Origin of the sequence: Azospirillum formosense, from assembly GCF_040500525.1 — a bacterium.
Taxonomy (GTDB): domain Bacteria; phylum Pseudomonadota; class Alphaproteobacteria; order Azospirillales; family Azospirillaceae; genus Azospirillum; species Azospirillum formosense_A.
Genome location: NZ_CP159403.1, coordinates 865131 through 889391 on the forward strand (window position 1 = coordinate 865131; position 24261 = coordinate 889391).

A 24261-nucleotide genomic window follows, 5' to 3' on the forward strand; every position below is an offset into this window, starting at 1 on the left:
GATCGTCAGCCCGAATCGGGACCGACGCTCCCGCCCGCTCATTCGGCGGCCATCAGAAAGCTCGTGCCGTGATGGGCGCGTGGCGGAATCTCCGGCAGCCCGATCGTACGGCCCACCTCTTCCGTCGTCGGCTGGCGCCGATAGGTCTCCACATAGCGGTCGAGGGCGGCGAGGCACTCGGCGATCGAACCGGAACCGACCGCCCGGCAATCCTCGAAGGCGTGCGGGTCGGGGCGGAACCAGTGGGTGATGTAGCCGTCCTCGGTCCCGTTCAGGGTGAGGGTCAGGGCGAAGCGTCCCTCATGCCCGATCCGGGCGTGGGCCGCGCGCAGCCGGGACTGGACCTCTTCGATGGTCATGGCGCGTGCATCCTTCTTCAACATCAGGCGGCCTTTCGATCACGCGGCGTTGCGGAGCAGCCGGTCTTCCAGGCTGCGCGCCCATTCGGCGTCGCGGGCCAGCGATTCGACCAGCAGGCGGGCCGGACCGGCGGAGTCCGCCGGGGTGTCGGGGCGGAGCAGCCCGGCCAGCCGCAGGGCCAGCGTTTCCGCCTCCGCCTCGACCCAGCGGGCGTACTGCTTGCGGCGCTCCGCCTCGTTCCAGTACCAGCGCGGAAGCTGGGGATGGCTGCGCTCCATCTCCCCTTCCCAGGCGCTCATGCGGAACAGGCCGCTGGGGGAGCGTTCGGCGTTGGTGTGTTGGGTGGTGGTTGCGGGTGTCATACAGGGCATCTCCCTTCCACGCCGCGGAGTGGCGTGGCTCAGGCGGCCTCCAGATCGCCGCCCTCGTCGTCGTCTTGCTTCAGGATTTCCGCCTTCTTCTGGGCGAACAGGCTGGTGATGCGGTGCTGGGCCGTGCGGTCCACCGTGCCGATCTCGCGCAGGCGGGTTCCGGCGCCGGTGCGCCACAGCTCCTCCAGGTCGTCCAGGTCCAGGCAGGCGCCGAGCCGCTTGCGGATCTCCTCCTCGAAGGCGGCGATGGCGGCCGGCTGCAGGTCCGGGTTCGATTTGGCGGCGTAGAAGGCCTCGGCCTCCTCCCGGTACTTGCTGTCGTCGAACTGGCCCATATGGACATCGGCGGCGAGGCCGAGCTGGACGAGGCATTTGCCCACCGCGTCGGTCATCGACATCTTGAAGCACTCGTCGTCGGGCGCCTCGATGCCGTTGCGGCGGCGGACCATCTCCGTGCCGCCCCACTGCGGGCCGGTCCAGCATTTCTCGCCCGTCTCCGGGTCGAGGTACCAGACGCGGGCGCAGATAAAGACCATGCGTTCGGCGATGGTCCAGTCCATCTGCTCATAGCCCCAGCCCTTGCCGACCGGGCCGAACACCTCGGTCATCATCATCAGGCGCCAGGTCGGGTCGATCTGCGTGCCGCGGAAGCCGCCGGAGCGGGTGAAGGGCTTGGTCGCCTTCGGGTCGGTCCGCTTCAGCCGGTTCCACAGATGCATGGGATCCGGGGCGGCGGAATCCGCGGTGGCGGTCTGGGAACCCGCGATCTTCGGAGCGGCCGTGCTGACGGTCTTCTCGGTTTCGGCAACGGTGTCGGTCTTGCTCATGCGTCCCATGGTCGTCGGGTTCCCCTTTTGGTCAGTAGCGTTCGTCTCTCCCCTCACCCCAGCCGCCGCTGAGCACAGCGTCCAGGCTCGGGTCAGGGGACGGACCGGCCGCGGCGGGCTGCCACGGTTCGGCGGTGTCGAGCGCCCGCCGCGGCGGCGCGCCGTAGCGCAGCGACAAGCGTCCCTCGCGGTCGCGGGCGAGGTACAGGCCGCGGCCCGGCTCGTCCCCCGCGACGAAGGCGATGCGCGCGTCGGCGGGCATCAGCGCCTTCAGGGCGGCCTCCGCCTCGCGGACGGCGAGCGCGGCGGCGCGGCGGTCGACCAACTCCGCCGCCAGAGCGGCGAAGCGGTTGTGCCGGGCCATGTCGACCACCCGGCGGGTCTCGTAGGCCGGAGCCTCGGCGGGCAGCGGGTCGCCGGGCTCCACATCGTTGGCGACATGCCACCAGAAGGCGTCCAGCGTCTCCATCAGCCGCCCGCAATCCGCCTCCCGCCGCGGCACGCGGACGAGCGCGTGGCCGGTGGGGCGCAGGATGGACAGCATCGCCCGGGTCAGCCCGGTGACCACCAGCTGGTGCTGGACCTGCCAGTGGTAGCGCTGGGCCAGCTCCGCGTCGGTCTGGAATCCGCCGGTGAACTTCGCCTCCACCAGCGTGTCCGGCGCGCCGCCCTCCGTGCCGTCCTCCCATGTCAGGAAGTCCAAATGGGCGACCATCCAGTCATGCTCCGGATGGACCCAGGTCCGCTCCGCCGGCACGCAGGGAAGGCCGGTGGCCTTCTCCACGAAGCGGGGGTGCAGATGCTCGGTCGCGATGCCGATCTGCACCGCGGCGACGAGGCCGAGGTCGGCCGGAGCCGACCGCCCCGTCTTCTCGCGCCACAGCGTCAGCCAGTCGCCCGCCATGATGCGTGTGGCGTCGGAAGACCCGATACGCCCTGCCCGCGCGGCGTGCTGCGCGTCCGTAATCGCCATTCCCCTGCCGGCCCCCAGCCGTTTCCCTGCGTTCTGGCTTCGAGTCGATGCGTCTTCGCAGCGCCATCGCCGTTAACCATAAACCGTATCGTGAATATGGGCTGCGAACACGCAGGATTCAAGAACAAAAAGAGAACCTGCGGCTTGGCCGTAGGATCGATTCTTCGAACCTTTTCAAAAAACTAAGTAGAATGCAGCGCGGCCGCGGTCATGCTGTGACCGAATCGGGCGACTCGGAACAAATGGGCATGGAATCGGGGCGTCAAAGGGGGTCGCGGAAAAGAATTTCCGCCGGCTGGATGCGCCGTTTTTCTTTTAGATTCCCGTCAAATACGGGCGGTCAAACGCGCAGGCAGCGGGTGATGTGAACAGCGACGCCCGCGACGTTGGCCCGCTCGATCGGCGTCGGGCGGCATCCGGGGTCGGTGCTGACCGGCAGCAGATGCGGCGGGAAGAAGCGGTAGCCGCACACCGTTCCGTCGCCGACCGTGACCACCACGTCGCCGGCCTGCGGCGCCAGCACGTCCAGCGGTTCCAGCACCACGCAGTCGTCCGGCAGGACACCGGCGGCGTTCAGGCTGGAGGAGGCGATGGTCAGCGCGAAGGCGCGGCGCGACGCCGGGCGGTCCACGGCGATGCCGCGCGCGCCGCCCGTCAAGGCAGCGGCGATGAAGGCCTCGCCAGCCCGGCGTCCCAGCTCCAGGAAATCGCGCACCTGCTCGACGGTCAGCAGCGGAACCCGCGCGACGGGCGAATAGGCGGTCTCGTCGAGGAATCGCGGTTCCGACCCGGCGACGCGGGCAAGCCGGCCAAGCGTCTCCGCGCTGGGAACGCTGCCCCGTACCGGGTCGCGCAGGAAGCGCGTGATGTTGGTCGGCGTGACCTCGGCCAGCCGCGCCCAGGCTCCGGCGCTCCAGCCCTGCGCCTCCATCACGCCGGTCATCCAGCGCAGGATCGCCCGCCGCGTGTCGTCCATACCGCCGTCCTCCCCGCCGAAAGAGCGCCCTATAAGAGAGAACGTTGACGGAACGCGCAAGGTTTCTTCGCTTATGTCGCAATTTCGCCGAGGATGCGCTGCGATTTCGCAGTATCGCGTTGGACTCCCGGACTCGCCGGCTGCGCCCCTTCCCCACCCATTGCGACGCATCGCCTGCGCCGCCATCTGGATGGCACGAAACCACACCCGGAGGACAAGATGATCGTCACCAGCACCGACACCGTCGAAGGCCGTCCCGTCACCCAGTATCTGGGCATGGTCGCCGGCGAGGCGATCCTGGGCGTGAACATGTTCCGCGACCTGTTCTCCGGCATCCGCGACATCGTCGGCGGACGGGCCGGCGGTTACCAGAACGCGCTGCGCGACGCCCGCGAAGCCGCCTTCGCCGATCTCCAGGACGCCGCGCGGGCGCTGGGGGCCGATGCCATCGTCGGCGTGGACATCGATTACGAGGTGCTGGGCAAGGAGAACGGCATGCTGATGGTCTCGATCAACGGAACCGCCGTCCGGCTGGGCTGAATTCTCCCAATCGTTTAGGCCGATTGCCCGCCTGGACGGGCGGTCGCACCCCCTTACACTCCCTCCCCGCATCGATAGGGACCTGAGAAACGGGAGGGACGACATGCGTTCTCTGGCGAAACGGCTCGGCGGCCTGGCCCTGGCCGCCGGGCTTTTCTGCGCGGCGCCAGCCCTGGCCTTCGAGGGCCTCGTGGAGAAGAAGGTGTTCGAGATGCCGGCCTACACCACGGTGGGCGGCGGCACGATCAAGAACGTCCGGATCGGCTGGGAAAGCTACGGCAAGCTGAACGACGCCAGGGACAACGTCATCCTCGTCACCCATTTCTTCAGCGGCAACAGCCACGCCGCCGGCAAGTACAAGATGGAGGACCCGGCTCCCGGCTATTGGGACTCCATCATCGGACCGGGCAAGCCGCTCGACACCGACAAATACTTCATCATCAGCTCCGACACGCTGGTGAACCTGTCGCCGAAGGACCCGACCGTCGTCACCACCGGTCCGGCCAGCATCAACCCCGACACCGGCAAGCCTTACGGCATGAGTTTCCCGGTCGTCACCATCCGCGATTTCGTAAATGTCCAGAAGGCTTTGCTGGACAGTCTTAACGTGAAGTCTCTGCACGCGGTGATGGGCGGCTCGATGGGGTCGCTCCAGGCGTTGGAATGGGGCGCCGCCCATCCGGAGATGGTCAAGCGCGTGGTCGCGGTGATCGGCGGGGCGGAGGCCGACCCCTTCCTCATCGGCTGGCTGAACCTGTGGGCGGCGCCCATCCGCGTCGATCCGAACTGGCAGGGTGGCGACTATTACGGCAAGGCGGAGCCGAAGGCCGGGCTGACCGAGGCGTTGAAGCTGGTGACCCTGCACGCCCGCCACTGGAAATGGGCCGACGCCACCTTCGGCCGCGGCTGGGCGGAGGACGGCAAGGACCCCGCCGCCAGCATGAACAACCAGTACGCCATCGAAGCGTGGCTGGACAAGGCGGCGGCGGCCCGCGCGGCGGTCAGCGACGCCAACCACTTCCTGTATCTGGTGAAGGCCAACCAGACGTTCCTGGTGGGCGGCGGCGGGGCCCTGGACGAAGGGCTGGCGAAGATCAAGGCGCCGGTCCTGCTGATCCCCTCCGCCGACGACCTCGTCTTCCCACCGGAGCGCGCCATGCATCCGCTGAAGGAGCGGCTGGAGAAGCAGGGCGTCGCGGTCACCTACACCGACGCGATCACCACCAGCCTCGGCCATCTCGACGGCATCGCCAACATCGCCAAGGCCGGCGACACCATAGCGACCTTCATGGCGAAGTGACGATCCACGCCGCCCCGCCGGGCCATGCCTCCGGCGGGGCCGCCGTCAGCGTTTTCTCAGGGGCCGACATAGTGCGGCATCAGCTTGGCCTGATCGCCGACATAGACGGTGCAGTGGCTGTCCTGGCCGTCGAAGAAATACACCTGACCGGTCTTTCGCTTGTTCTGCGGGTCGGACAGGTTTGCCCCGCCGGAGAAGGCCACGCCATACCGCTTGTCCGGCGTGCGCGCCCAATAGAATCCATCCATTTCCTGGCCGAAGGCCCCGCGCTGGCAGAGGCGTGACAAGGCGGGGTCGCGGGTCAGCCCCTCCAGCCCCTTCGGCAGGTTGTAGACCGCCTGGCTGCGCACATGGCGGGTCCGGGGCGGAATGACCTGCTGGGGAAGGAAAGAGCGGTTCAAGGCGCGCAGGTGGCCGGGATCGGTCCGCTCCACCCGCATGGGGTCCGCCGCCGCGGGCAAGGCCAGCAGCAGAAGCACCAAGGAGGCGGCGGCGTTGACTTTCATGCGTTGGACGACGGGCACGTCAGGGACGGCAGGAGCGTAGCATGGATCAACCACCGGCGAGGAGCACCCACCGGTAGGCTCTCGGAGGTTCGCCATCAAAGCCCCTATATTTCAATAATGTAGTGGCTGTTTCTCATATAAAAACTCAAAAGATGCTTGCAGAAAGTTCTTCGAAAAATTGTTTAGGAAATTCCCTTAAGTGACTGTTTGCGATAAATTTATATCCGTTCCCCCTTTCCGTCCAGATAGCCGTCGATGGTCGCCAGGAAGTCGCGTGGCTGGATCGGTTTGGCCACATGCCCGTCGAAGCCGGCGCGGGAGAAGCGCAGCATGTCGGTGGGCGTGGACAGGTTGGTGACCGCGACGACCTGAGTCGGCGCCAAGCCTTGGTCGGCGCGGATCAGCCGAACCAGTTCGACGCCGGACAGGCCGGGCATCACCACGTCCATGATCACCAGATCGGGCTTCAGCGCGCGCATGAGGTCGAGCACGCCGCGCGGATCGTCCGTGTCCACCACATGGTGGCCGCCTTCTTCCAGGCAACGGACCAGCAGCTTGCGCATCAGCGCGTTGTCATCGACGACGAGGATGGTCCGCGTCCTGTTCAGCGAATGCGCAGCCATGGCGTCCGTCCACCTCGTCAGGGCGTCTTGCCGGTGCCGGCGGCCGAGGCGTCCGACAGCCACCAGGAGTCGAAGGAGAGCGAATAGGGCGGCACGGTGTCGGGGCGCTTCAACCGGCTCCAATAGGCGACGCGGTAGACGCCGGAATACCAGTGCGGCACCACGTAATGGTTCCACAGGAGCACCCGGTCGAGCGCCGACACCGCGGACTTCAGATCCTCCTGGCTGTTGGCGCGGACGATCTCGCCGATCAGCTGATCGACCGCCTCGCTGCGCACGCCGGCCATGTTCTGGCTTCCCGGGCGGTCGGCGAAGGCCGAGCCCCAGTAGCCGGTCTGCTCGTTCCCCGGCGACAGGGACTGCGGCCAGACATGGACGATCATGTCGAAATCGAAGTCGCGGGTGCGGTTTTCGTATTGGGTGGTGTCCACCGTGCGGATGCTGGCCCGGATGCCGAGCCGCTTCAGATTCTCGATGAAGGGCAGCGTCACCCGCTCGAAGGTCGGGCTGTCCAGAAGGATTTCGAAGTCCAGCGGCTTACCGGTCGCGACGTCGACCCGCACCCCGTTGCGCACGTCGGTTCCCGCCTCGTCGAGCAGCCGCTTGGCCTCCAGAAGGTTGCGGCGCAGGCCGTTCTGCCCCTCCGTGCTGGGCGCGTGGTAGGTCTTCTCGAAGACCTCGGCGGGAATCTTGCCGCGCAGCGGCTCAAGGATCGCCAATTCGCGACCCTGCGGAAGCCCACGGGACTGCAGCGGCGAGTTTTCGAAATAGCTCTCGGTCCGCTTGTAGGCACCATAGAACAGGGTCTGGTTCGTCCATTCGAAGTCGAAGGCGTAGGCGATGGCCTGGCGCACCTTGGGGTTCGCGAAGACCGGGCGGCGCGTGTTGAAGACGAAGCCCTGCATGCCCGCCGGCACCTCGTTGGCGATCTCCTCCTTCACCACCTTGCCGTCGCGCACCGCGTCGAAGTCGTAGCCGGTGGCCCAGGTCTTGGCGACGTTCTCCTGGCGGAAATCGTACAGCCCACCACGGAAAGCCTGCAGGGCGACGCTGGCGTCCCGGTAATACTCGTAGGCCATGCTGCCGAAATTGTTCCTCCCGACATTCACGGGCAGGTCCTTGCCCCAATAGTCGGCGACCCGCTCATAGCTGATGCCGCGGCCCGGATCGAACGACGCGATGCGGTAGGGGCCGCTGCCCAGCGGCGGCTCCAGCGTCGTCGCCTGGAAATCCCTGCCCTCCCAGTAATGCTTCGGCAGCACCGGCAACTGGCCGACGATCATCGGAAGCTCGCGGTTGTCGCCCGGCTTGAAGGTGAAGCGGACGCGGCGTTCCCCCTCCGCCTCGACCTTGTCTACCGCGCCGTAATAGCTGCGGTAGAAGGGATGACTCTCCGTCAGGATGGTGAAGGAGAACACCACGTCCTCGGCGGTGACCGGCTTTCCGTCGTGCCACCGCGCGCCGGAGCGCAGGTTGAAGGTGATGGAGGAGCGGTCCTCCGGCATCTCAACGCTTTCGGCGAGCAGGCCGTATTCGGTGAAGGGCTCGTCCGCCGCCCCGGTCATCAGCGTATCATAGATCAGCGCCGCCCCCGCCGCCGGCACGCCGCGCAGCGTGAAGGGGTTCAGCGTGTCGAACGAGCCGATGGCCTGGAGGGTCACCTTCCCGCCCTTCGGGGCGTCCGGGTTGACATAGTCGAAATGCCGGAAATCCGGCCCGTATTTCGGCTCGCCGTACAGCGCCATGCCGTGCCGCGCCGCGCCGTTCTGTGTCTGGGCGCCCGCCGGTCCGGCCACGGCGGCGGCGATCAGCCCGATCAACAATCCAGCGGCCATACGGCGCATGCCCCATCCTCCCATCATTCTCTCCGGAGCGCTCGGCGCCGGTTCCGCTCTGATAACATGTGGGAGGGGAGAGGCGGTGCGAAACCCCCTTGCCCACCCCGCGGCATCGCGCTCCGCGATTTGCTCTGGTGTCCCGGCGGGCTTGCGGTCATGGTTTTCGGCAATCCGCGCCGATAAGCGCGACCAGCATGGAGGGTTCTTCGACCGTGTCCGCCGAATTCACCGTCTACGGCAATCTCAACTCGCAGCCCGCCACCCGCGTCGCCCTGTTCCTGTCGATGGCCGGCGTGCCCTACGCCTACCGCCATGTCGACCTGCGGGGCGGCCAGCAGAAGTCGGCGGACTATCTCGCCATCAACCGCTTCGGCCGGGTGCCGACCCTGGTCCACGGCGACCTCAGCATTTCCGAATCGGGCGTCATCCTGACCTATCTGGCGGAAAAGACCGGCCGGTTCGGCGGGCGGGACGAGGCGGAGCGCATCCGGCTGGCGGAGTGGCTGTCCTGGCTGGCCGACGTGCTGCTGCCGGTCCAGCGCGCCCGCGCGGTGCGCAAATTCCACGGCGACGCCAACGCCCTGCCATGGATCGACGCCGCGGCGGCCGGCGGGCTGGCCCAGTTCGACCGCCATCTGGCGGGCCGGACCTTCATCGAGGGCGAGCGGGTCACCATCGCCGATATCTTCGCCTTCCCCTGGATCGACCTCGTGGAGGAGTCGAACATCGACATCGCCACCTACCCCAACGTCCAGGCGTGGCACGCCCGCATGCTCGCCCAGCCCGGCGCCAAGCGCCAGATGGAACTGATGCCGCAGCAGGACGTCGGCTGACCCCAAAAGAAATGGCCCCCACCCGCAGTGCGGATGGGGGCCCCTCTCAAGCGGACGCGCTTACTTCTTGGTGCCGGCCGACGCGACGAAGCTGTCGTAGGGCAACTCGGCGACGCGGAACCAGAGCTGGGTCTCGTCCAGGAACGGCTTCCAGCTTTCGTAGACCGTCTTGAAGTTCGGGTTGGTCTTCGCCAACTCGTCGTAATACTCGAAGGCGATCTTGTGCGCCTGCTCCATCAGGTCGCGCGGGTAGGCACGCAGGAGCGTGCCCTTGGCGACCAGACGCTTCAGAGCCTTGGCGTTCTCCGAATCGTAGCGGGCGATCATGTAAGTGTTCGCCTCGGCGCAGGCGGCCGTCAGGATCGACTGGTAGGACTTGGGAAGCTTCTCCCACTCCTGCAGGTTGACGTAGAGCGAGACGTTCGGCCCGCCTTCCCACCAGCCCGGGTAGTAGTAGTACTTGGCGACCTGATGGAAGCCCAGCCGCTCGTCGTCGTAGGGGCCGACGAACTCGGTCGCGTCGATGGTGCCCTTCTCCAGCGCCGGATAGACGTCCGCGCCGGCGATCTGGGTCGGGGTGGCGCCCATCTTCGACATGATCTGGCCGGTGATGCCGGCGATGCGGATCTTCAGGCCCTGGAAGTCCGCGGCGGTCTTGATTTCCTTGCGGTACCAGCCGCCCATCTGGGCGCCGGTGTTGCCAGCCGGGAACTGGATGACGTTGTGGTTCTTCATGAACGCGCGCATCAGCTCCAGGCCGCCGGCCTGGAACCAGGCGGTGGTCTGGCGGGCGTTCGGGCCGAACGGAATGGCCGTGTCGAAGGCGAAGGTCGGGTCCTTGCCGACATAATAGTAGCCGCAGGTGTGGCCGCACTGGACCGAGCCGTTCTGCACGGCGTCGAGCACCTGGAGGCCGGGCACCAGTTCACCGCCCGGGAACGCGCGGATCTGGAACTTGCCGTCCGTGCTCTCGGCGACGCGGCGGGCGATCAGCTCCGAGGCGCCGAACAGGATGTCGGTGCTCTTCGGGAAGCTCGACGCCAAGCGCCACTGGATTTCCGGCTGCGACTGCGCAATGGCCGGCGCGGCAACGCCGGCAACCGCCAGCCCCGCACCCGTGGCCGCGGCGCCCGCACCTGCCGACTTCAGAAACGCACGTCTTTTCACGATTCTTCTCCCGTGGACTCCGCCTTCCCTTTTCGTTTCAAGCAGCCTGTCGGACCACTTGTTGCGAGGGAATTTTCACAACTGTAACAAAGCAGCGTTTTCGTTCCGATTCATCGCACAAAAGCGCATGACAGGTCTACCCCGGTCCTACGGATTAGCCGCCCCGTTCAGCCGCGCCGTCCCAGGAAGGCGGCGAACGGCGGCAGGACCAGCGTCCGCCCGTCCGCGCTGACCTCGGGAACCGGCGCTCCCGGCGGGCGCGGCAGGTCGAGCGCCGCCATCGGCGGCTTGCGCTTCAGCGCGTATTCCGCCGGCCGGTCGGACAGGTTGAAGACGGCCAGCAGCTCCTCGCCCTCCGCCGCGCGCTCGAAGGCCAGGACGCTGCCGGCCTCCTCCACCGCCGCCACGCCGCCGTGGGTCAGCGCCGGATGGCGGCGGCGCAGGCGCAGCGCGGACCGCCAGACGTCGAGCGGACTGCCGGCGCGCCGCTCCTGCGCGTCCACCGCCAGGGCATGATGGGGTTCCGCCACCGGCAGCCAGGTCTCGACCGCGCTGGAGAAGCCGGCGTTGGCGGCGCCGGACCGCCAGGGCATCGGCGTGCGGCTGCCGTCGCGCCCCTGGAAATCCGGCCAATAGGCGATGCCGAAGGGGTCGCGCAGTTCCTCCGGCCGCAGCGCCGCGTTGGGCAGCGCCAGCTCCTCCCCCTGATAAAGGCAGACGGTGCCGGGCAGCGTGGCGAACAGCGTGGCCAGCAGGGCGTTGAAGCGCTCCGGATCGGCGCCGGGCGGCAGCCAGCGGCTGGCGGCGCGCTCGACGTCGTGGTTGGAGAAGCTCCAGCAGATCGCCTCGGGCTGCGGCGTGCCGGTCAGCGCCCCGGCGAAGTTCCGGGCGGTGAAGGGCTGCTTGGCCAGCGACAGGGTGTAGGCGGCGTGCAACCCCTGCGGCCCGCAATAGGCGGCGATGCGCCGCGCGGCGCCCGGCTGGCTCGACAGCTCGCCCAGCAGCACCCGGTCGGGATAGCGATCGACCACGGAGCGCAGCCGACCCAGCACGGTGTGGATGGCCGGATGCATCATGTCGTAGAGATGCTGCTGAAGGCCGAAGAGCTTGGCCGGCGGCTCCGCCCCGCTCCAGGCCGCCGCGGGGTTGGAGCGGAGCTGCGGGTCATGGGCGAAGAAGTCCACCGCGTCGATGCGGAAGCCGTCCACCCCGCGCTCCAGCCAGAAAGCGGCGGTGTCGTCGAGCGCCTGGAGAACCGCCGCGTCGTGCAGGTTCAGGGCGGGCTGGCTGGACAGGAAATGGTGCAGGTAATACTGCCGCCGCCGCGGCTCCCAGGTCCAGGCGGGACCGCCGAACACCGACAGCCAGTTGTTGGGCGGCGTGCCGTCGGGGCGCGGGTCGGCCCAGACGTACCAGTCGGCGAACTCGCCGCCGCGCGACCGGCGGCTGGCGCTGAACCAGGGGTGCGCGTCGGAGGTGTGGCCGCAGACCAGATCGAGGATCACCTTCAGCCCGTGGCCGTGCGCCGCCTCGATGATCCGGTCGACCGTCTCCAGCCGGCCCATGCGCGGATCGACCGCCCGGTGGTCGGCGATGTCGTAGCCGAAATCCTTTTGCGGCGACGGGTAGAAGGGGCTGATCCACACCCCCTGCACGCCGAGCGACGCCACATGGCCGAGGCCGTCCAGCACGCCGTCCAGATCGCCCCAGCCGTCGCCGTTCGCGTCGAGGAAGCTGAGGGGATAGATCTGGTACAGCGCGGCACCGCGCAGCCACGAAGACGCCTGGGACATGAGGACCCTCCACAAGAGACTCGTGGAAAGGGTCCACCCATAGCCCTAACGATCGGTTACCGAGCCGGTTTTGGTCACGGCTTCCGAGCGCCCGGCGATGGCGTCAGGCGCAGCCAGGGCGCCCAGGCCTGCCGTACGGCGTCGCTCCACATCCGCATCGGCGCCGTCCACAGGGCCAGCATCGGGTTGGCGTTGGCGAGGGCCGGGTTGAGCAGCGGGTTGGCCGAGGCCAGCAGCGCCGGCCCCATCATCCCGCGCAGCGCGTCGAAGGACGGCGTGGCGGTGATCTGGATGGCGATCGTCTCGGCCCCGCGCTCCGGGTCGTCCCGGTGCAGGATCTGGATGTCCAGGTTCGGCAGGGCGGCGGTCAGCTTGGTCTCGTCCATCGTCCTCTTCCCTTCGGTGCCGGCGGGTGGCTTGGCCGGGGCCATGGTCGCCGAACGGCGCGCCCGCCGCAACCATGCAACCAAAACGCGGCGCCGATGTTTCACGCTGGCAGCCGATGGGCTGGCAACCGATGGGGATTCCAGCATGGACGGAGCGATGGTCACCGATCCCCGCACCGACGCGGAAGAGGCCGCGGCCTGCGCCGGGCTGAGCTATGTCTGCGACGACGAGCCGGGCATCCGGCGACGCCGCGCCGGCAAGGGCTTCTCCTACCGGTGGCCCGACGGCACGCGGGTGACCGAGGAGGACACGCTGCAGCGCATCCGCAAGCTGGCGATCCCGCCGGCCTACCGCGGCGTCTGGATCTGCCCGGACCCGGACGGCCACCTCCAGGCCACCGGCCGCGACACGCGCGGGCGCAAGCAGTACCGCTACCACCCGCGCTGGACCGAGATGCGCGAGGGCACGAAGTTCGGGCGCATGCTCGACTTCTGCCGGGCCCTGCCGGCCATCCGCCGTCAGGTGGACAGCGACCTCGCCCGCCGCGGCCTGCCGCGGGAAAAGGTGCTGGCCGCCGTGGTCCGGCTGCTCGAAACCACGCTGATCCGGGTCGGCAATGAAAGCTACGCGCGCGAAAACAGCAGCTATGGCCTGACCACCCTGCGCGACGACCACGCCGACATCGAGGGGTCGGAAATCCGCTTCACCTTCAAGGGCAAGTCCGGGAAGGAATGGAACGTCGCGTTGAAGGACCGCCGGCTGGCCCGCGTCGTCCGCGCCTGCCGCGACGTGCCGGGGGACGAGCTGTTCCAGTACATGGACCGCGACGGGCAGCGCCACGCGGTGAGTTCCGGCGACGTGAACGAGTATCTGCGCGCCGCCACCGGACAGGACTTCACCGCCAAGGACTTCCGCACCTGGGCCGGCACCGTCCTGGCCGCCATGGCGCTGCGGGAGTTCGAGAGTTTCGACAGCGCCGCCAAGGCCAAGCGCAACGTCACCCACGCCATCGAGCAGGTGGCCGCCCGCCTCGGCAACACCGCCAGCGTCTGCCGCAAGAGCTACGTCCACCCCGAGATCCTGGACGCCTATCTGGAGGGCAACCTGCTGGACTCCCTGACCCGCGAGGTGGAGACCGAGCTGCGCGAGGAGCTTCCCGAGCTGGAGGCCGAGGAGGCCGCCGTTCTCGCCTTCCTGCGCGGCCGGCTGGAGCGCGAGCGCCGGTCCCGCGCCAGCGAGGGCCGGCGGCGGCGCGCCGCGTAGGGTCTAGGACTCCGGCTGGTCCTGGCTGGACAGGCCGTCACCCCAGTCCAGCCGGCGCGCGGCCTTGAAGGCGGCGCCGTCGCGCTTGCCGAGAATCCGCTCCGTTTGAGCACCATCCTGGCCGCAGAGCTTGAAGCCGATGCGTCCGTTCCCGGCGTTCCAGGGCGGCGCGATGATGCGGGCCTCGGGGCGGGCGCCCGGCTGGCGGGAGGCGGCGACGTAGACGAACTTCTCGTCTTCCCACGGCACCTCCGCCCCCTTGGCCATGCGGTGCAGACGCGAGCGGGCGACCCGGCGGGAGAAATGGCACCAGTCCGGCGGCGCCAGCGGGCAGGCGGCGCTGTGCACGCAGGGCGCCACCAGATGGGCGCCGGCGGCGACCAGCCGCTCCCGCGCCCGGACGATCCGCGCCCAGCCGGCGGGCGTGCCGGGCTCCACGATCAGCAGCGTCCCGGCGGTGAGCGACCACAGCCGGTCGACCAGCCGGTCGCGCGCCGGCTCCGCCAGCTCGTCCAGCACATAGGCCAGGGTCACCAGATCGCGCGGCTCCAGACCGGGCAGGTCGCCCGTGGCGTCGCCGGCCCGCCATGCGATCCGCGCGGGCGCCGCCGCTTGCGACAGCGTCTCGCCGACCGCGCGGATGGCCGGACTGCCCTCGACCAGCAGGGCGTCGTCCAGGCTCGGCCAGCGGTCGGACGCCGCCCACAGCGCCGTTCCCGGCCCGGCCCCGACGTCCAGCGCGGTCACCGGTGCGAAGTCGGGAAGCGCCTCGGCCACCGCCTCCATGCTGGAGCGGACGGCGGCGAAGGTGGCCGGCAGGCGGGTGGCGAGATAGGCCCGCGCCGCCAGATCGTCCGACAGGTGGAAGCGCCCGTCCCGCACCTCCGCCCGGTAGCGCTGGGAGAGGCGGTCCGCCGCGCGCTTCAGGTCGGACAGGGCGATGCCGTCGAGCGCGCGATCCACCGCATGGCGGAGCGAGGGGGGAAGTTCCATGGATCCGGAAGGGGGCAGGCGTGGTCGTCGTCTCGCCTGTTAGCACGCCGCCCGCCCCCCGCACATAGACAAATCAGGGAACGGGACAAATCAGGGAACGCGACAAAACAGGGAGCGGGCGGCTACGCCCGCACCTGCCGGAGGAAATCGTCCACCGCGCCGTTCAGGGTGCCGGCCAGTTCCGACAGGCGGTCGGCCGCCCCCATCATGGCGTCGGCGGAGCGCCCGGTGTCCACCGCCACCCGGCTGACGTCGCCGATGTTCGACGACACGTCGGTGTTCATGCACTCCACGATGCGCACGTTGTGGGTGATCTCCGAGGTGGCCTGACGCTGCTGCTCGACCGCCGCGGCGATGCCGGACACGCTCTCGCCGATCACGGCGATGGTGGAGCCGATGCGGTCGATGGCCTCCACCACCCCCATCGTCGACCGCTGGATGCCGTGCACCAGCGTGGCGATCTCCTCCGTCGAGGCGGCGGTCTGGGAGGCGAGCGCCTTCACCTCGGTGGCGACGACGGCGAAGCCCTTGCCGGCGTCGCCGGCCCGCGCCGCCTCGATGCTGGCGTTGAGCGCCAGCAGGTTGGTTTGCTGGGCGATGGCGGTGATGATGGCGACCACCTCGCCGATCTTCTGGGCGGAGTCCGACAGGCCCTTGGTCAAGCCGTCGGCGCGCCGGGATTCGGCGACGGCGTCCTCCGCCACGCTGCGCGACTGGGCGATCTGTTGCCCGATCCCGTCGATGGAGGCGGACAGCTGCTCGCTGGCCGAGGCCACGGCGCCGACGTTGCTGGTCGCGGTGCCGGCGGCGTCAGCGGCGGCGCGGGTGCGCTGCGCGGTGTCCGACGCCATGCCGGCGACCGCGCGGGCGGAACCGGTGACCTCCGCCGCCGCCACGGACAGCGACCCGGCCACCGCCTGGACGGTGCGCTCCAGCCCATCGGCCAGTGTCGCCATCAGGGCTCGGCGTTCCTGCTCGGCGCGGCGTTCCTGGTCGCGGCGGGTCTCCTCCGCCCGCTGGCGGGCGTCCAGCGCGTCGCGGAAGGCCTCGACCGCGCCGTGGATGTCGGCGATCTCCCGCAGCGGCGAGGGGCGCAGAGGCACCGCGCTTTCACCGCGGATCAGCGCCTGGAGCGCCCGGCTGGCGTCGCGCACCGGCTGCATGATGAAGCGGTAGCCCAGCAGCATGTTCACGCCGCCGATCAGCCCGATCAGCAGGAAAGCGCCCAGCGCGATGAGCGTCAGCCGGTCGAGCACCGCGGTCAGCGCCGCCGCCCCCTCCTGGCTGCGCGCGGTCACCGCGTCGGACGCGGCGTTCATCCCCTGCACCAGCCCGTCGACCAGCGTGCGGACCTCCTGGTTGTGGGCGTGGGCGTCGGTGGTCAGGCGCAACGTTTCGGTGCGCTGAGCGAAGGCCTCGTCGAGCGCGGCGAAGGACGCGATGTCGTCGGCGACGCTCTCGAACTCGTCGGACGACGGCAGATGCCGGCGCAAATCCATGGCCTTCACCATGTGCTCGCGGAATTGGCGCAGGTCGTTGCCGACCGCCGGCGGGTAGAGCTGGGACGGCAGGCGGGTCAGCAGGAACTTGGCGTCGCGGATCGTCGAGAAGAGCGTGGCGAGCGCCTGCTCGTCCGCCGGCTGGGTCGTCGCGCGCATCGCCGCGGACAGGCCCCGGGCGATGTCGCCGGACAGGCTCTCCGCGCGGCTGATGTTGAAGCCGAATTTCCTGTCCAGCGCCTCCACCTTGGCGCCGATGGCCGCGGCCTCCCGGCTCGCCGCGACCGCCTTGGCGACGGTCTGGGCGATCTCCGGCGCGGCGTTGGCCGACATCCGCGCGGCGTGGGCATCCAGGCCGGACAGCGCGTCGGCCCGCGTCGCCTCGTCGGCGCTGGCGATCACCGCCTCGCCGAGCTTGGCGAGCCGTTCGGCCTCCAGGGCGATCCGCTGGTTCTCGGCCACCCGCTGCGCCAGTTCGGCGTTGCCGTCGGCGATGCGGGTCGCCTCCATGGCGGTCATGCCGCCCAACACCGCCAGAGCGGCCACCACGACGCCCGCAATCAGGCAATCCACCAGAACGACTTGAAAGGTCGAGCGTTTTGCCCGCTCACCTGCACCGGATACCATCTCCACACCTCATCCGCAGCGTTCCCCCGAACTCTTCGTTCTTCCGGATGGATCGCGCGGGGCGGTTCCTCCGGGGCTTTATCGTTTGAGTACCTATATGCTCGGGGATGTGGGTGTGAGGCTATTGTGGAAAACCGAAGACGGCGCCCGACCGTCCGGTGGGCGCCGCCTCTGGTTGTTGCCGATGCTGCGAAACGGGAACGGACGAAGCCGTTACAGGCCGGCGCCTTCTCCGCCGGCCAGGGCGACGCAGACGCGGTCCCGGCCCTCCAGGCTGCCGCAGCCGCCGCTGCGCTGGGACACGAAGCGGATGACCACCCGCTCGCCCTTGCCGACAGCGTGGGGCGGCAGCATCGCCTCGGCGACCAGGGTTTCCACCGTCCGGGACGGCGTCCGTCCGGAGCGTGCCGCGGCCGGCGCGTCGCGGTCGGTGGCGGCGACGAACTCCGCGGGCGGGCGAGCCTCGCCGCGCCCCATGGGCTCCACCACGAACGGGGCCGGGCGGGGCTCCAGAGCGGCCACGGCAACCGGTGCCGGGGCGGCCGGGGTCTGCGGCACCGGCGCCACCGGTTCCGGGACCACCGCGGCGACGGCGACCGGTTCCGGAGCCGCCGGCTTGGCGGCGGGCTTGGCGGCCACCGCCACGGGCGGCGGCGTGGGAGCGCTCGCCGGAACGATGGCGACCTCGATCGCGCTGGCGCCCGCCGCCTGCGACGGTTCGCGGGGCGCCACGCCGCGAAGGTTCGGCGTCAGGGCCGCGATGTACATCCGGGTTTCCCGCGGCAGCCTCTGCTTGCCGGCGAGGTGCGAGGCGTAGCAGGCCGGGCCGCAATTGTAGGCGGCGAGGAAGCCCGGCGCGCCGAACAGGTCGTACATCTCCCGCAGATAGGCGGTGCCGGCCAGGATGTTGTCGCGCGGATCGGACGGATCGGACCCCAATCCGTATTGCGTGCGCATCATGTCGTAGGTGCCGGGCATCACCTGCATCAGCCCGATGGCGCCGGCATGGCTGGTGATGGTGCGGCCGTTCACGACGGAGCGTCCGCCGCTCTCGCGCATCATCACGGCCCTAATCCACTTCTCCGGCACGTCGAACCGTTCCGACGCCTCGCGGATGTGGGGGACCCAGCGGCCGAGCGGGTCCTTCGGATCAATCGGAACCTCGGCCACCTCCGGGGCCTTGACGACAAGCTCCGCCGTTTCCGGAGCGTTCGAGGCGCAACCCGCCAAGCCGAGGGCGAGAATCAGGGCGGCACCGGCGGCGCGGGCCGCGGTGAAGTCGCGATAAGCCACGAGGAGGGGTCCGTGCTGGTTGCACAAAGATCGAAAGCGTTACCCTCTCTTTGCGATGTAATGGTGCCGGCTGTCAAGCAACAAGGCGGGTGTAATGTCCTGATTTTACGGCCTTTCCCTTTTTCATAGCCCATTGGAATGGTTTTCAGCCAAATGCTGTTCATCCGTATTGGCCCTTTTTCTGCCCCATTTGGCACTGTCGCCGTCTTTGCGGATGCAGGCGAGAGACCCATTCCTGTCACGCCCGGAACTTGCGGTCCGATTGCAGCGCCTCCCGCAACCGCTTGACTTTCCTGAGGCCATTCCATATTGAATGAACGTTCATTTATAGACGTCCGCCGATGCCCGACAGCTCTCCCCTTCCCCCGTCCCGCCGGTCCCGGCGCAAGGAGGCCCGCCCCGCCGAGGTGATCGAGGCGGCGCGCGACCTGTTCATCTCGCGCGGATTTGCCGCAACCAAGCTGGAGCATGTCGCCCGCAAGGCCGGGGTCAGTGTCGGACTGCCCTACCTCTATTTCGAGAACAAGGAAGGGCTGTTCAAAGCGGTCGTCCGGCAATCCATCCTGCCGCAGTTCCAGATGGGCGAGGACCTGCTGGACAGCTTCACCGGCACCAGCGAGGAGTTCCTGCGCGGCCTCGCCCGCGGCTTCTGGGAGATGGAGCAGAGCCCCAACGCCGGGCTGTCGAAGCTGGTCATCGCCGAGGCGCAGAACTTCCCCGACCTCGCCCGCTTCTACATGGAGGAGGTCGTCCTGCGCGGCCGGCGCTTCTTCGCGCGCATCCTGCGCCGCGGCATCGAGCGCGGGGAGTTCCGGCCCGTCGACGTCGAGCAGATGGCCCGCGTCATCGCCGCCCCGCTCAGCATGCTCTCGCTGTGGAACCACTCTCTGCGCCCCTTCGAGCCGGACCCCGCCGCGGCCTCCGCCGAATCCTACCTCGACGCCTATCTCGACCTCGTCCTCAACGGGCTGAGGGCCGAACCCAAGGACCGCACCCGATGATCGACGCCGCCCGTTCCGATGGTCCCGCCGCCAAGCCGCGGCGCCGCCTGCTGCTGCCCCTGCTGGTCGCCGGGGCGCTGGCCGCGGGCGGCGTCGCCTGGAAGGCCACGAGCAGCCATGACGCGGTGCCCCCCGCCGCGGCCGGCCTGCCCCCGGCGGAACGGGCGGTCGAGCTGTCGCCCGTCGAACTGACCCGCATGGCCCCGCACCGCCTGACCGAGCTGGTGCGCCTCAGCGGCTCCGTGAAGCCAATGGAACAGTCCATGGTGAAGTCGGAGGTCGCCGCCCGGCTGGTCGAGGTGCCGGTGCGCGAGGGGCAGGCCGTCCGGAAGGGCGAGGTGCTGGCCCGCTTCGACACGGTGGAGCTTCAGGCCAAGCTGGACGAGAAGCTGAGCAATCTGGAGGGCGCCAAGGCGCAGCTCGTCCTGGCCGACAAGACGCGCGCCAAGAATCTGGCGCTGCGCCAGAAGGACATCGTCTCGGAAGCCAACATGGATCAGGCGCAGAGCACCTTCCGCTTCCAGCAGGCCACCGTCGCGGCGCTGGAGGCGCAGGTGGACCTCGCCCGCAAGGCGCTGCGCGACGCGGTGGTGGCGAGCCCGATCGACGGAACGGTGGCCGAACGGGCGGTCAACCCCGGCGAGACGCTGGCGGTCAACGCCAAGATGTTCTCCGTCGTCGATCTCAGCCGCGTCGAGGTCGAGGCGGCGGTGCCCGCCGACGACGTGGCCCGTCTGAAGCCCGGCCAGACCGTGCGGCTGCGCGTGGAGGGCTTCGGCGAGCGCGACTTCGTCGGCCGGATCGCCCGCATCAACCCGATGGCCCGCGCCGGCACCCGCGCCATCCCCGTCTACATCGTCCTGGACAACGCCGACGGCAGTTTGCGCGGCGGCATGTTCGCCGCGGGCGACGCGGTGGTGGACGAGGTGGAGGGCGCCTTCGCCCTGCCCCCGGCCGCCGTCCGCCGCGACCAGGACGGCGACTTCGTGCTGGTCGTCTCCGGGGGGCGGGTGGAACGCCGCAAGGTCGAGGTGCTCGGCACCTGGGCGCGCGGCGATCTCGTGCAGGTGCGCGGGCTGGCCGACGGCGATCTGGCGGTGACCGCCCCCCTGCCCGGCCTGACCGCCGGACGGGCCGTCAAGGTCATGGGGTCTTAAGGGAACGCGCCGCGCCATGCCGATCACCCGCATCAGCGTCGACAACCCCGTCTTCGCCACCATGATGATGGTGGCGCTGATGGTGCTGGGCCTGTTCTCCTACAACCGGCTGGGCGTCGACCAGTTTCCCGACGTGGATTTTCCGCTGGTCGTCGTCTCCACCGAATATCCCGGCGCCAGCCCGGAATCGGTCGAGACCGACGTTACCCGCCCCATCGAGGACGCGGTCAACACCATCGCCGGCATCAAGACGCTGACCTCCCGCTCCTACGAGAGCCAGTCGGTGGTGATCGCCGAGTTCGACCTGAAGACCGCCTCGACCCAGGCGTTGCAGGACGTGCGCGAGAAGGTGTCGGCGCTGCGCCCCAAGTTCCGGGACGAGGTGAAGGACCCGCAGATCACCCGCTTCAACCCGGACGACCAGCCCATCCTGTCCCTCGCGGTCAAGTCGGACATCCGGTCCTTGCGCGACCTGACCACCATGACCGACCAGATCGTCCTGAAGCGCCTGCAGAACGTGCGTGGCGTCGGGCGGGCGACCATCGCCGGCGGGGTCAAGCGGCAGGTCCAGGTGCGGCTGCGCCCCGAACGGCTGGAGGCTCTGGGCGTCGGCGTCGATCAGGTCCTCAAGGCGATCCGCGACGAGAATCAGGATATCCCGGCCGGCACCGTCTCCGGCAACGGGGCGGAGCGCGTCGTCCAAGTCGATGGTCGCGTCATCAACCCGCGCGAGCTTCTCGACATCATCGTCACGCGCCGCGGCGGCGAGCCGGTGCGGCTGCGCCAGGTCGCCGAGGTGCTGGACGGCCAGGAGGAGCAGGACTCCGTCGCCCTGTTCAACGGGCAGCCGGCTCTGGCCGTCGACGTGGTGAAGATCCAGGGCTCCAACACCGTGGAGGTGGCGCGCGGGCTCTACAAGGCGCTGGACGAGCTGCGGCGCGATGGCTCCCTGCCCTCCGACGTCGCCCTGGAGGTGGTGCGCGACACCTCGCGCGGAATCACCAACTCGCTGAGCAACGTCCAGCGCACGCTGGTCGAAGGCGGCGTGCTGACCATCGCCATCGTCATGGTCTTCCTGGGGTCCTGGCGCAGCACGGTGATCACGGCGCTGACCCTGCCGGTGGCGGTGATGGGCACCTTCGGCGTCCTGGCGGCCTTCGGCTTCACGCTGAACACGATGACGCTGATGGCGCTGTCGCTGGCCATCGGCATCCTGATCGACGACGCCATCGTGGTGCGCGAGAACATCATGCGCCACCTCGGCAAGGGCCAGGGGCACCGGCAGGCGGCGCTGGACGGCACCAAGGAGATCGGTCTGGCGGTCCTGGCGACCACGCTGACCATCGTGGCGGTGTTCCTTCCCGTCGCCTTCATGGGCGGCATCATCGGGCGCTTCTTCCTGCAGTTCGGCATCACCGTGTCGGCGGCGGTGCTGATCTCGCTGTTCGTGTCCTTCACGCTGGACCCCATGCTGTCCAGCCTGTGGTACGACCCGGCGGCCCACGGGCGGCACGGCCGCGGCGTCTTCGGGCGCTTCGCGGCGGGCTTCCAGGGCGCCTTCGACGCGCTGGCGCGGGTCTATGGCCGGACGCTGCGCTGGGCGCTGCGCCGGCGCTGGCTGGTCCTGCTGATGGCCTTGGGAATCTTCGTCGGCAGCTTCTTCCTGGTGCCGCGCATCGGCGTCGAGTTCGTCCCCGCCGCCGACCTCGGCGAATCCATCGTCGACGTGGAGACCCCGGTCGGCTCGTCGCTCGACTACACGGCGGCCAAGCTGCGGCAGGTCGAGGCGGCGATCCGCGAGTTTCCGGAGGTCGCCTACACCTACTCCACGGTGAACACAGGCGCGTCGGTCGGCAAGAACCGGGGCAGCGTCTATGTCCGGCTGAAGCCGATCGACCAGCGCACGCGCACCCCGAACACGCTGGCCCCGCCGCTGCGCGAACGGCTGTCGGCGATCCCCGGCGTCCAGATCGGCATCGGCATTCCGGGCGTCGGCGGCGTGCAGAAGCAGATCCAGGTGTCCGTCCAGGGCCGCGACATCGCGGAGCTGGACCGCATCGGCAAGCAGGTGACCGCCGCCATGGCCGGCATCCGCGGCTTCGTGGACGTGGACGTCAGCCTGAAGGCCGCCAAGCCGACCCTGTCGGTGCGGTTGGAGCGCGATCTGGCGAGCGACCTCGGCGTCGGCACGGCGCAGGTGGCGAACACGCTGCGCCCCCTCTTCGCCGGCGACAAGGTGTCCACCTGGAAGGCGCCGGACGGCGAGACCTACGACGTGCTGGTCCGCCTGCCGGAAAGCGACCGGGTGGGCCGGGCCGACCTCGACCGCATCTACCTGACCGGCTCCAACGACGCCGAGGGGGCGCCGCGCATGGTGCCGCTGTCGCAGGTCAGCCGGGTCGAGACGACGCTCGGCGCCTCGCAGATCAACCGCCGCGACCTGTCGCGCGAGGTGAACGTCCAGGCCAACGTCCAGGGCCGCCCGGCCGGCGACGCCGGCAAGGAGCTTCAGGCGGCCATCGCGGAGATCAAGCTGCCGCCCGGATACCGCATCGTCTTCGGCGGCTCGACCAAGGACATCGCCGAGACGTCGGCCTACGCCACGCAAGCGCTGCTGCTGGCGGTGATCCTGATCTACCTGATCCTGGCCTCGCAGTTCGGCAGCTTCCTCCAGCCCATCGCCATCATGATGTCGCTGCCGCTGTCGCTGATCGGGGTGTTCCTGGGGCTACTGGTCGCCGGCTCCACGCTGAACATCTTCAGCGCCATCGGCTTCATCATGCTGATGGGTCTGGTGACCAAGAACGCGATCCTGCTGGTCGACTTCGCCAATCAGGCCCGCGCCCGCGGGGTGGACCTGCGCGACGCGGTGGTGGAGGCCGGCATTATCCGCCTGCGCCCCATCGTCATGACCACCATGGCGATGATCTTCGGCATGATCCCGCTGGCGCTCGGCATCGGCGAAGGCGCGCAGCAGCGCGCGCCCATGGCCCACGCGGTCATCGGCGGCCTCATCAGCTCCACCCTGCTCACGCTGCTGGTGGTGCCCGTGATCCTCACCTACCTCGACGCGCTGTCCCGGCGCTTCAAGCGTTGGTTCGCCCACAAGGACCCGGACGCGGTGGCGCACGGCACGGCTTCGCAGGGCACGGCGGCGGAGTAGCTCTTCACCCCAAATGCTCCAGCATCAGGAACAGCCCGAGCGCCAGCAGGCCGAGGAAGAAGCAGCGCCGGAACACCTCCGCCCGCACCCGCCGGCGGAGGCTCTGGCCGAGCGCCATCCCGGCCAGGGCCGGCGGCAGGGACGCCAGTGAGCCCCAGGCCAGCGCGCCGTCGAACAGCCCGTGCTGCGCCAGCCCGGCCGCCAGAGCCAGCGTGGACACCGTGAAGGACAGGCCGAGCGCCTGGATCAGCCGGTCGCGCTCCAACTCCAGCGCCTGGAGGTAGGGCACGGCGGGGATGACGAAGACCCCGGTGGCCGCCGTCACCACGCCGGTCGCCACGCCGACCAGCGGCGACAGCCAGGATTCCGCGGCGGGCGGCGCCCGCAGCGGCAGCTTTACCAACCCAACCACCGCGTAGAGCGCCAGCGCGCCGCCCAACGCCGCCGCGGCCTGCCCCGACGAGGCGCCGGCCAGCAGCCCCGCCGCGGCCCAGGTGCCCAGCGTGATTCCCAGCATCATCGGCCAGAACCGCTCGACCGTGGCGCCCAGGCCGGGGCCGAAGGCGAGCTGCCAGAGATTCGTCACGAGCGAAGGCACGATGAGGAGCACCGCCGCTTCGGCGGGCGGCATGACGAGGCCGAGCAGACCCATAGCGACGGTCGGCAGGCCCAGGCCGATCATGCCCTTGACGAATCCGGCCAACAGGAAGGTCAGGGCCATGGCGGCGACGATGAGGAAAGGCAGGTCGGTCATGCCTGCCACTTGAGGCC

General features: G+C 69.3%; 22 protein-coding genes. 7 read left to right on the forward strand and 15 right to left on the reverse strand.

The features are described 5' to 3' along the window. Nucleotides 1-38 precede the first annotated feature (38 nt). The 5 genes from ABVN73_RS17115 to ABVN73_RS17135 all read right to left on the reverse strand — a co-directional run bounded on the left by ABVN73_RS17115 (nt 39) and on the right by ABVN73_RS17135 (nt 3507). Nucleotides 39-359 (reverse strand): hypothetical protein, encoded by a 321-nt coding sequence (locus ABVN73_RS17115; RefSeq protein ID WP_353859500.1) that lies wholly within the window; start codon nt 357-359, stop codon nt 39-41. A gap of 39 nt (nt 360-398) precedes the next feature. Then, entirely contained in the window at nt 399-722 is a 324-nt protein-coding gene (locus ABVN73_RS17120; RefSeq protein ID WP_353859501.1) for a hypothetical protein, read from the reverse strand. 38 nt (nt 723-760) lie between these two features. Continuing rightward, entirely contained in the window at nt 761-1558 is a 798-nt protein-coding gene (locus tag ABVN73_RS17125; RefSeq protein WP_353859502.1) for a hypothetical protein, read from the reverse strand. Nucleotides 1559-1589: 31 nt separating this feature from the next. Next, nucleotides 1590-2531, reverse strand: coding sequence for a YqaJ viral recombinase family protein (locus tag ABVN73_RS17130; protein WP_353859503.1), 942 nt, complete (start codon nt 2529-2531; stop codon nt 1590-1592). Nucleotides 2532-2871: 340 nt separating this feature from the next. Continuing rightward, nucleotides 2872-3507, reverse strand: coding sequence for an XRE family transcriptional regulator (locus ABVN73_RS17135; RefSeq protein ID WP_353859504.1), 636 nt, complete (start codon nt 3505-3507; stop codon nt 2872-2874). A gap of 219 nt (nt 3508-3726) precedes the next feature. Here ABVN73_RS17135 and ABVN73_RS17140 point away from each other — a divergent pair, with 219 nt between their 5' ends. Both ABVN73_RS17140 and ABVN73_RS17145 read left to right on the forward strand, forming a co-directional pair. Next, complete coding sequence (locus tag ABVN73_RS17140; RefSeq protein WP_014197078.1) at nt 3727-4047, forward strand: heavy metal-binding domain-containing protein; 321 nt, start codon at nt 3727-3729, stop codon at nt 4045-4047. 103 nt (nt 4048-4150) lie between these two features. Next, nucleotides 4151-5347, forward strand: a complete 1197-nt coding sequence (locus ABVN73_RS17145) for a homoserine O-acetyltransferase (RefSeq protein ID WP_353859505.1) — start codon at nt 4151-4153, stop codon at nt 5345-5347. 56 nt (nt 5348-5403) lie between these two features. Here ABVN73_RS17145 and ABVN73_RS17150 read toward each other — a convergent pair whose 3' ends face one another. The 3 genes from ABVN73_RS17150 to ABVN73_RS17160 all read right to left on the reverse strand — a co-directional run bounded on the left by ABVN73_RS17150 (nt 5404) and on the right by ABVN73_RS17160 (nt 8320). Further along, on the reverse strand, nt 5404-5853 hold the full coding sequence (locus ABVN73_RS17150; RefSeq protein WP_353859506.1) for a hypothetical protein: 450 nt from the start codon (nt 5851-5853) through the stop codon (nt 5404-5406). A gap of 218 nt (nt 5854-6071) precedes the next feature. Further along, nucleotides 6072-6476: a response regulator gene (locus ABVN73_RS17155; RefSeq protein ID WP_353859507.1), complete on the reverse strand. Its 405-nt coding sequence runs from the start codon at nt 6474-6476 to the stop codon at nt 6072-6074. 17 nt (nt 6477-6493) lie between these two features. Continuing rightward, a complete protein-coding gene (locus ABVN73_RS17160; protein ID WP_353859508.1) occupies nt 6494-8320 on the reverse strand; it encodes an extracellular solute-binding protein in 1827 nt (608 codons plus the stop codon). A gap of 188 nt (nt 8321-8508) precedes the next feature. Between ABVN73_RS17160 and ABVN73_RS17165 the strand changes: the two genes are divergently transcribed. Then, nucleotides 8509-9147: a glutathione S-transferase family protein gene (locus ABVN73_RS17165; RefSeq protein WP_353859509.1), complete on the forward strand. Its 639-nt coding sequence runs from the start codon at nt 8509-8511 to the stop codon at nt 9145-9147. Nucleotides 9148-9207: 60 nt separating this feature from the next. Here the strand turns inward: ABVN73_RS17165 and ABVN73_RS17170 are convergent, their stop codons facing one another. The 3 genes from ABVN73_RS17170 to ABVN73_RS17180 form a co-directional block, all read right to left on the reverse strand. Further along, complete coding sequence (locus ABVN73_RS17170; RefSeq protein WP_353859510.1) at nt 9208-10314, reverse strand: TRAP transporter substrate-binding protein; 1107 nt, start codon at nt 10312-10314, stop codon at nt 9208-9210. 167 nt (nt 10315-10481) lie between these two features. Beyond that, nucleotides 10482-12107 carry an alpha-glucosidase family protein gene (locus ABVN73_RS17175; protein ID WP_353859511.1) on the reverse strand — a complete coding sequence of 542 codons (1626 nt, stop codon included), beginning with the start codon at nt 12105-12107 and terminating at the stop codon, nt 10482-10484. 74 nt (nt 12108-12181) lie between these two features. Next, on the reverse strand, nt 12182-12493 hold the full coding sequence (locus ABVN73_RS17180) for a hypothetical protein (protein ID WP_353859512.1): 312 nt from the start codon (nt 12491-12493) through the stop codon (nt 12182-12184). A 145-nt stretch (nt 12494-12638) separates the two neighbouring features. Between ABVN73_RS17180 and ABVN73_RS17185 the strand changes: the two genes are divergently transcribed. Beyond that, entirely contained in the window at nt 12639-13757 is a 1119-nt protein-coding gene (locus ABVN73_RS17185; RefSeq protein WP_353859513.1) for a DNA topoisomerase IB, read from the forward strand. Nucleotides 13758-13760: 3 nt separating this feature from the next. Here the strand turns inward: ABVN73_RS17185 and ABVN73_RS17190 are convergent, their stop codons facing one another. The 3 genes from ABVN73_RS17190 to ABVN73_RS17200 all read right to left on the reverse strand — a co-directional run bounded on the left by ABVN73_RS17190 (nt 13761) and on the right by ABVN73_RS17200 (nt 18169). After that, nucleotides 13761-14750 carry a small ribosomal subunit Rsm22 family protein gene (locus ABVN73_RS17190; RefSeq protein WP_353859514.1) on the reverse strand — a complete coding sequence of 330 codons (990 nt, stop codon included), beginning with the start codon at nt 14748-14750 and terminating at the stop codon, nt 13761-13763. Nucleotides 14751-14872: 122 nt separating this feature from the next. Further along, nucleotides 14873-16822 carry a methyl-accepting chemotaxis protein gene (locus ABVN73_RS17195; protein ID WP_353859515.1) on the reverse strand — a complete coding sequence of 650 codons (1950 nt, stop codon included), beginning with the start codon at nt 16820-16822 and terminating at the stop codon, nt 14873-14875. 267 nt (nt 16823-17089) lie between these two features. Next, a complete protein-coding gene (locus tag ABVN73_RS17200) occupies nt 17090-18169 on the reverse strand; it encodes a lytic transglycosylase domain-containing protein (protein ID WP_353859516.1) in 1080 nt (359 codons plus the stop codon). A 341-nt stretch (nt 18170-18510) separates the two neighbouring features. Between ABVN73_RS17200 and ABVN73_RS17205 the strand changes: the two genes are divergently transcribed. The 3 genes from ABVN73_RS17205 to ABVN73_RS17215 are packed head-to-tail and all read left to right on the forward strand — an operon-like array spanning nt 18511 to nt 23490. Beyond that, a complete protein-coding gene (locus ABVN73_RS17205) occupies nt 18511-19170 on the forward strand; it encodes a TetR/AcrR family transcriptional regulator (protein WP_353859517.1) in 660 nt (219 codons plus the stop codon). After that, entirely contained in the window at nt 19167-20327 is a 1161-nt protein-coding gene (locus ABVN73_RS17210; RefSeq protein WP_353859518.1) for an efflux RND transporter periplasmic adaptor subunit, read from the forward strand. The genes ABVN73_RS17205 and ABVN73_RS17210 overlap by 4 nt, the downstream gene beginning before the upstream one ends. 16 nt (nt 20328-20343) lie before the next feature. Further along, the gene (locus tag ABVN73_RS17215; protein ID WP_353859519.1) at nt 20344-23490 is read left to right on the forward strand and encodes an efflux RND transporter permease subunit; all 3147 of its coding nucleotides are present in this window, start codon (nt 20344-20346) and stop codon (nt 23488-23490) included. 4 nt (nt 23491-23494) lie between these two features. On the opposite strand, the gene ABVN73_RS17220 is transcribed toward ABVN73_RS17215, so the two are convergent. Continuing rightward, nucleotides 23495-24244 carry a sulfite exporter TauE/SafE family protein gene (locus ABVN73_RS17220; RefSeq protein WP_353859520.1) on the reverse strand — a complete coding sequence of 250 codons (750 nt, stop codon included), beginning with the start codon at nt 24242-24244 and terminating at the stop codon, nt 23495-23497. Between the last annotated feature and the right edge of the window lie 17 nt (nt 24245-24261).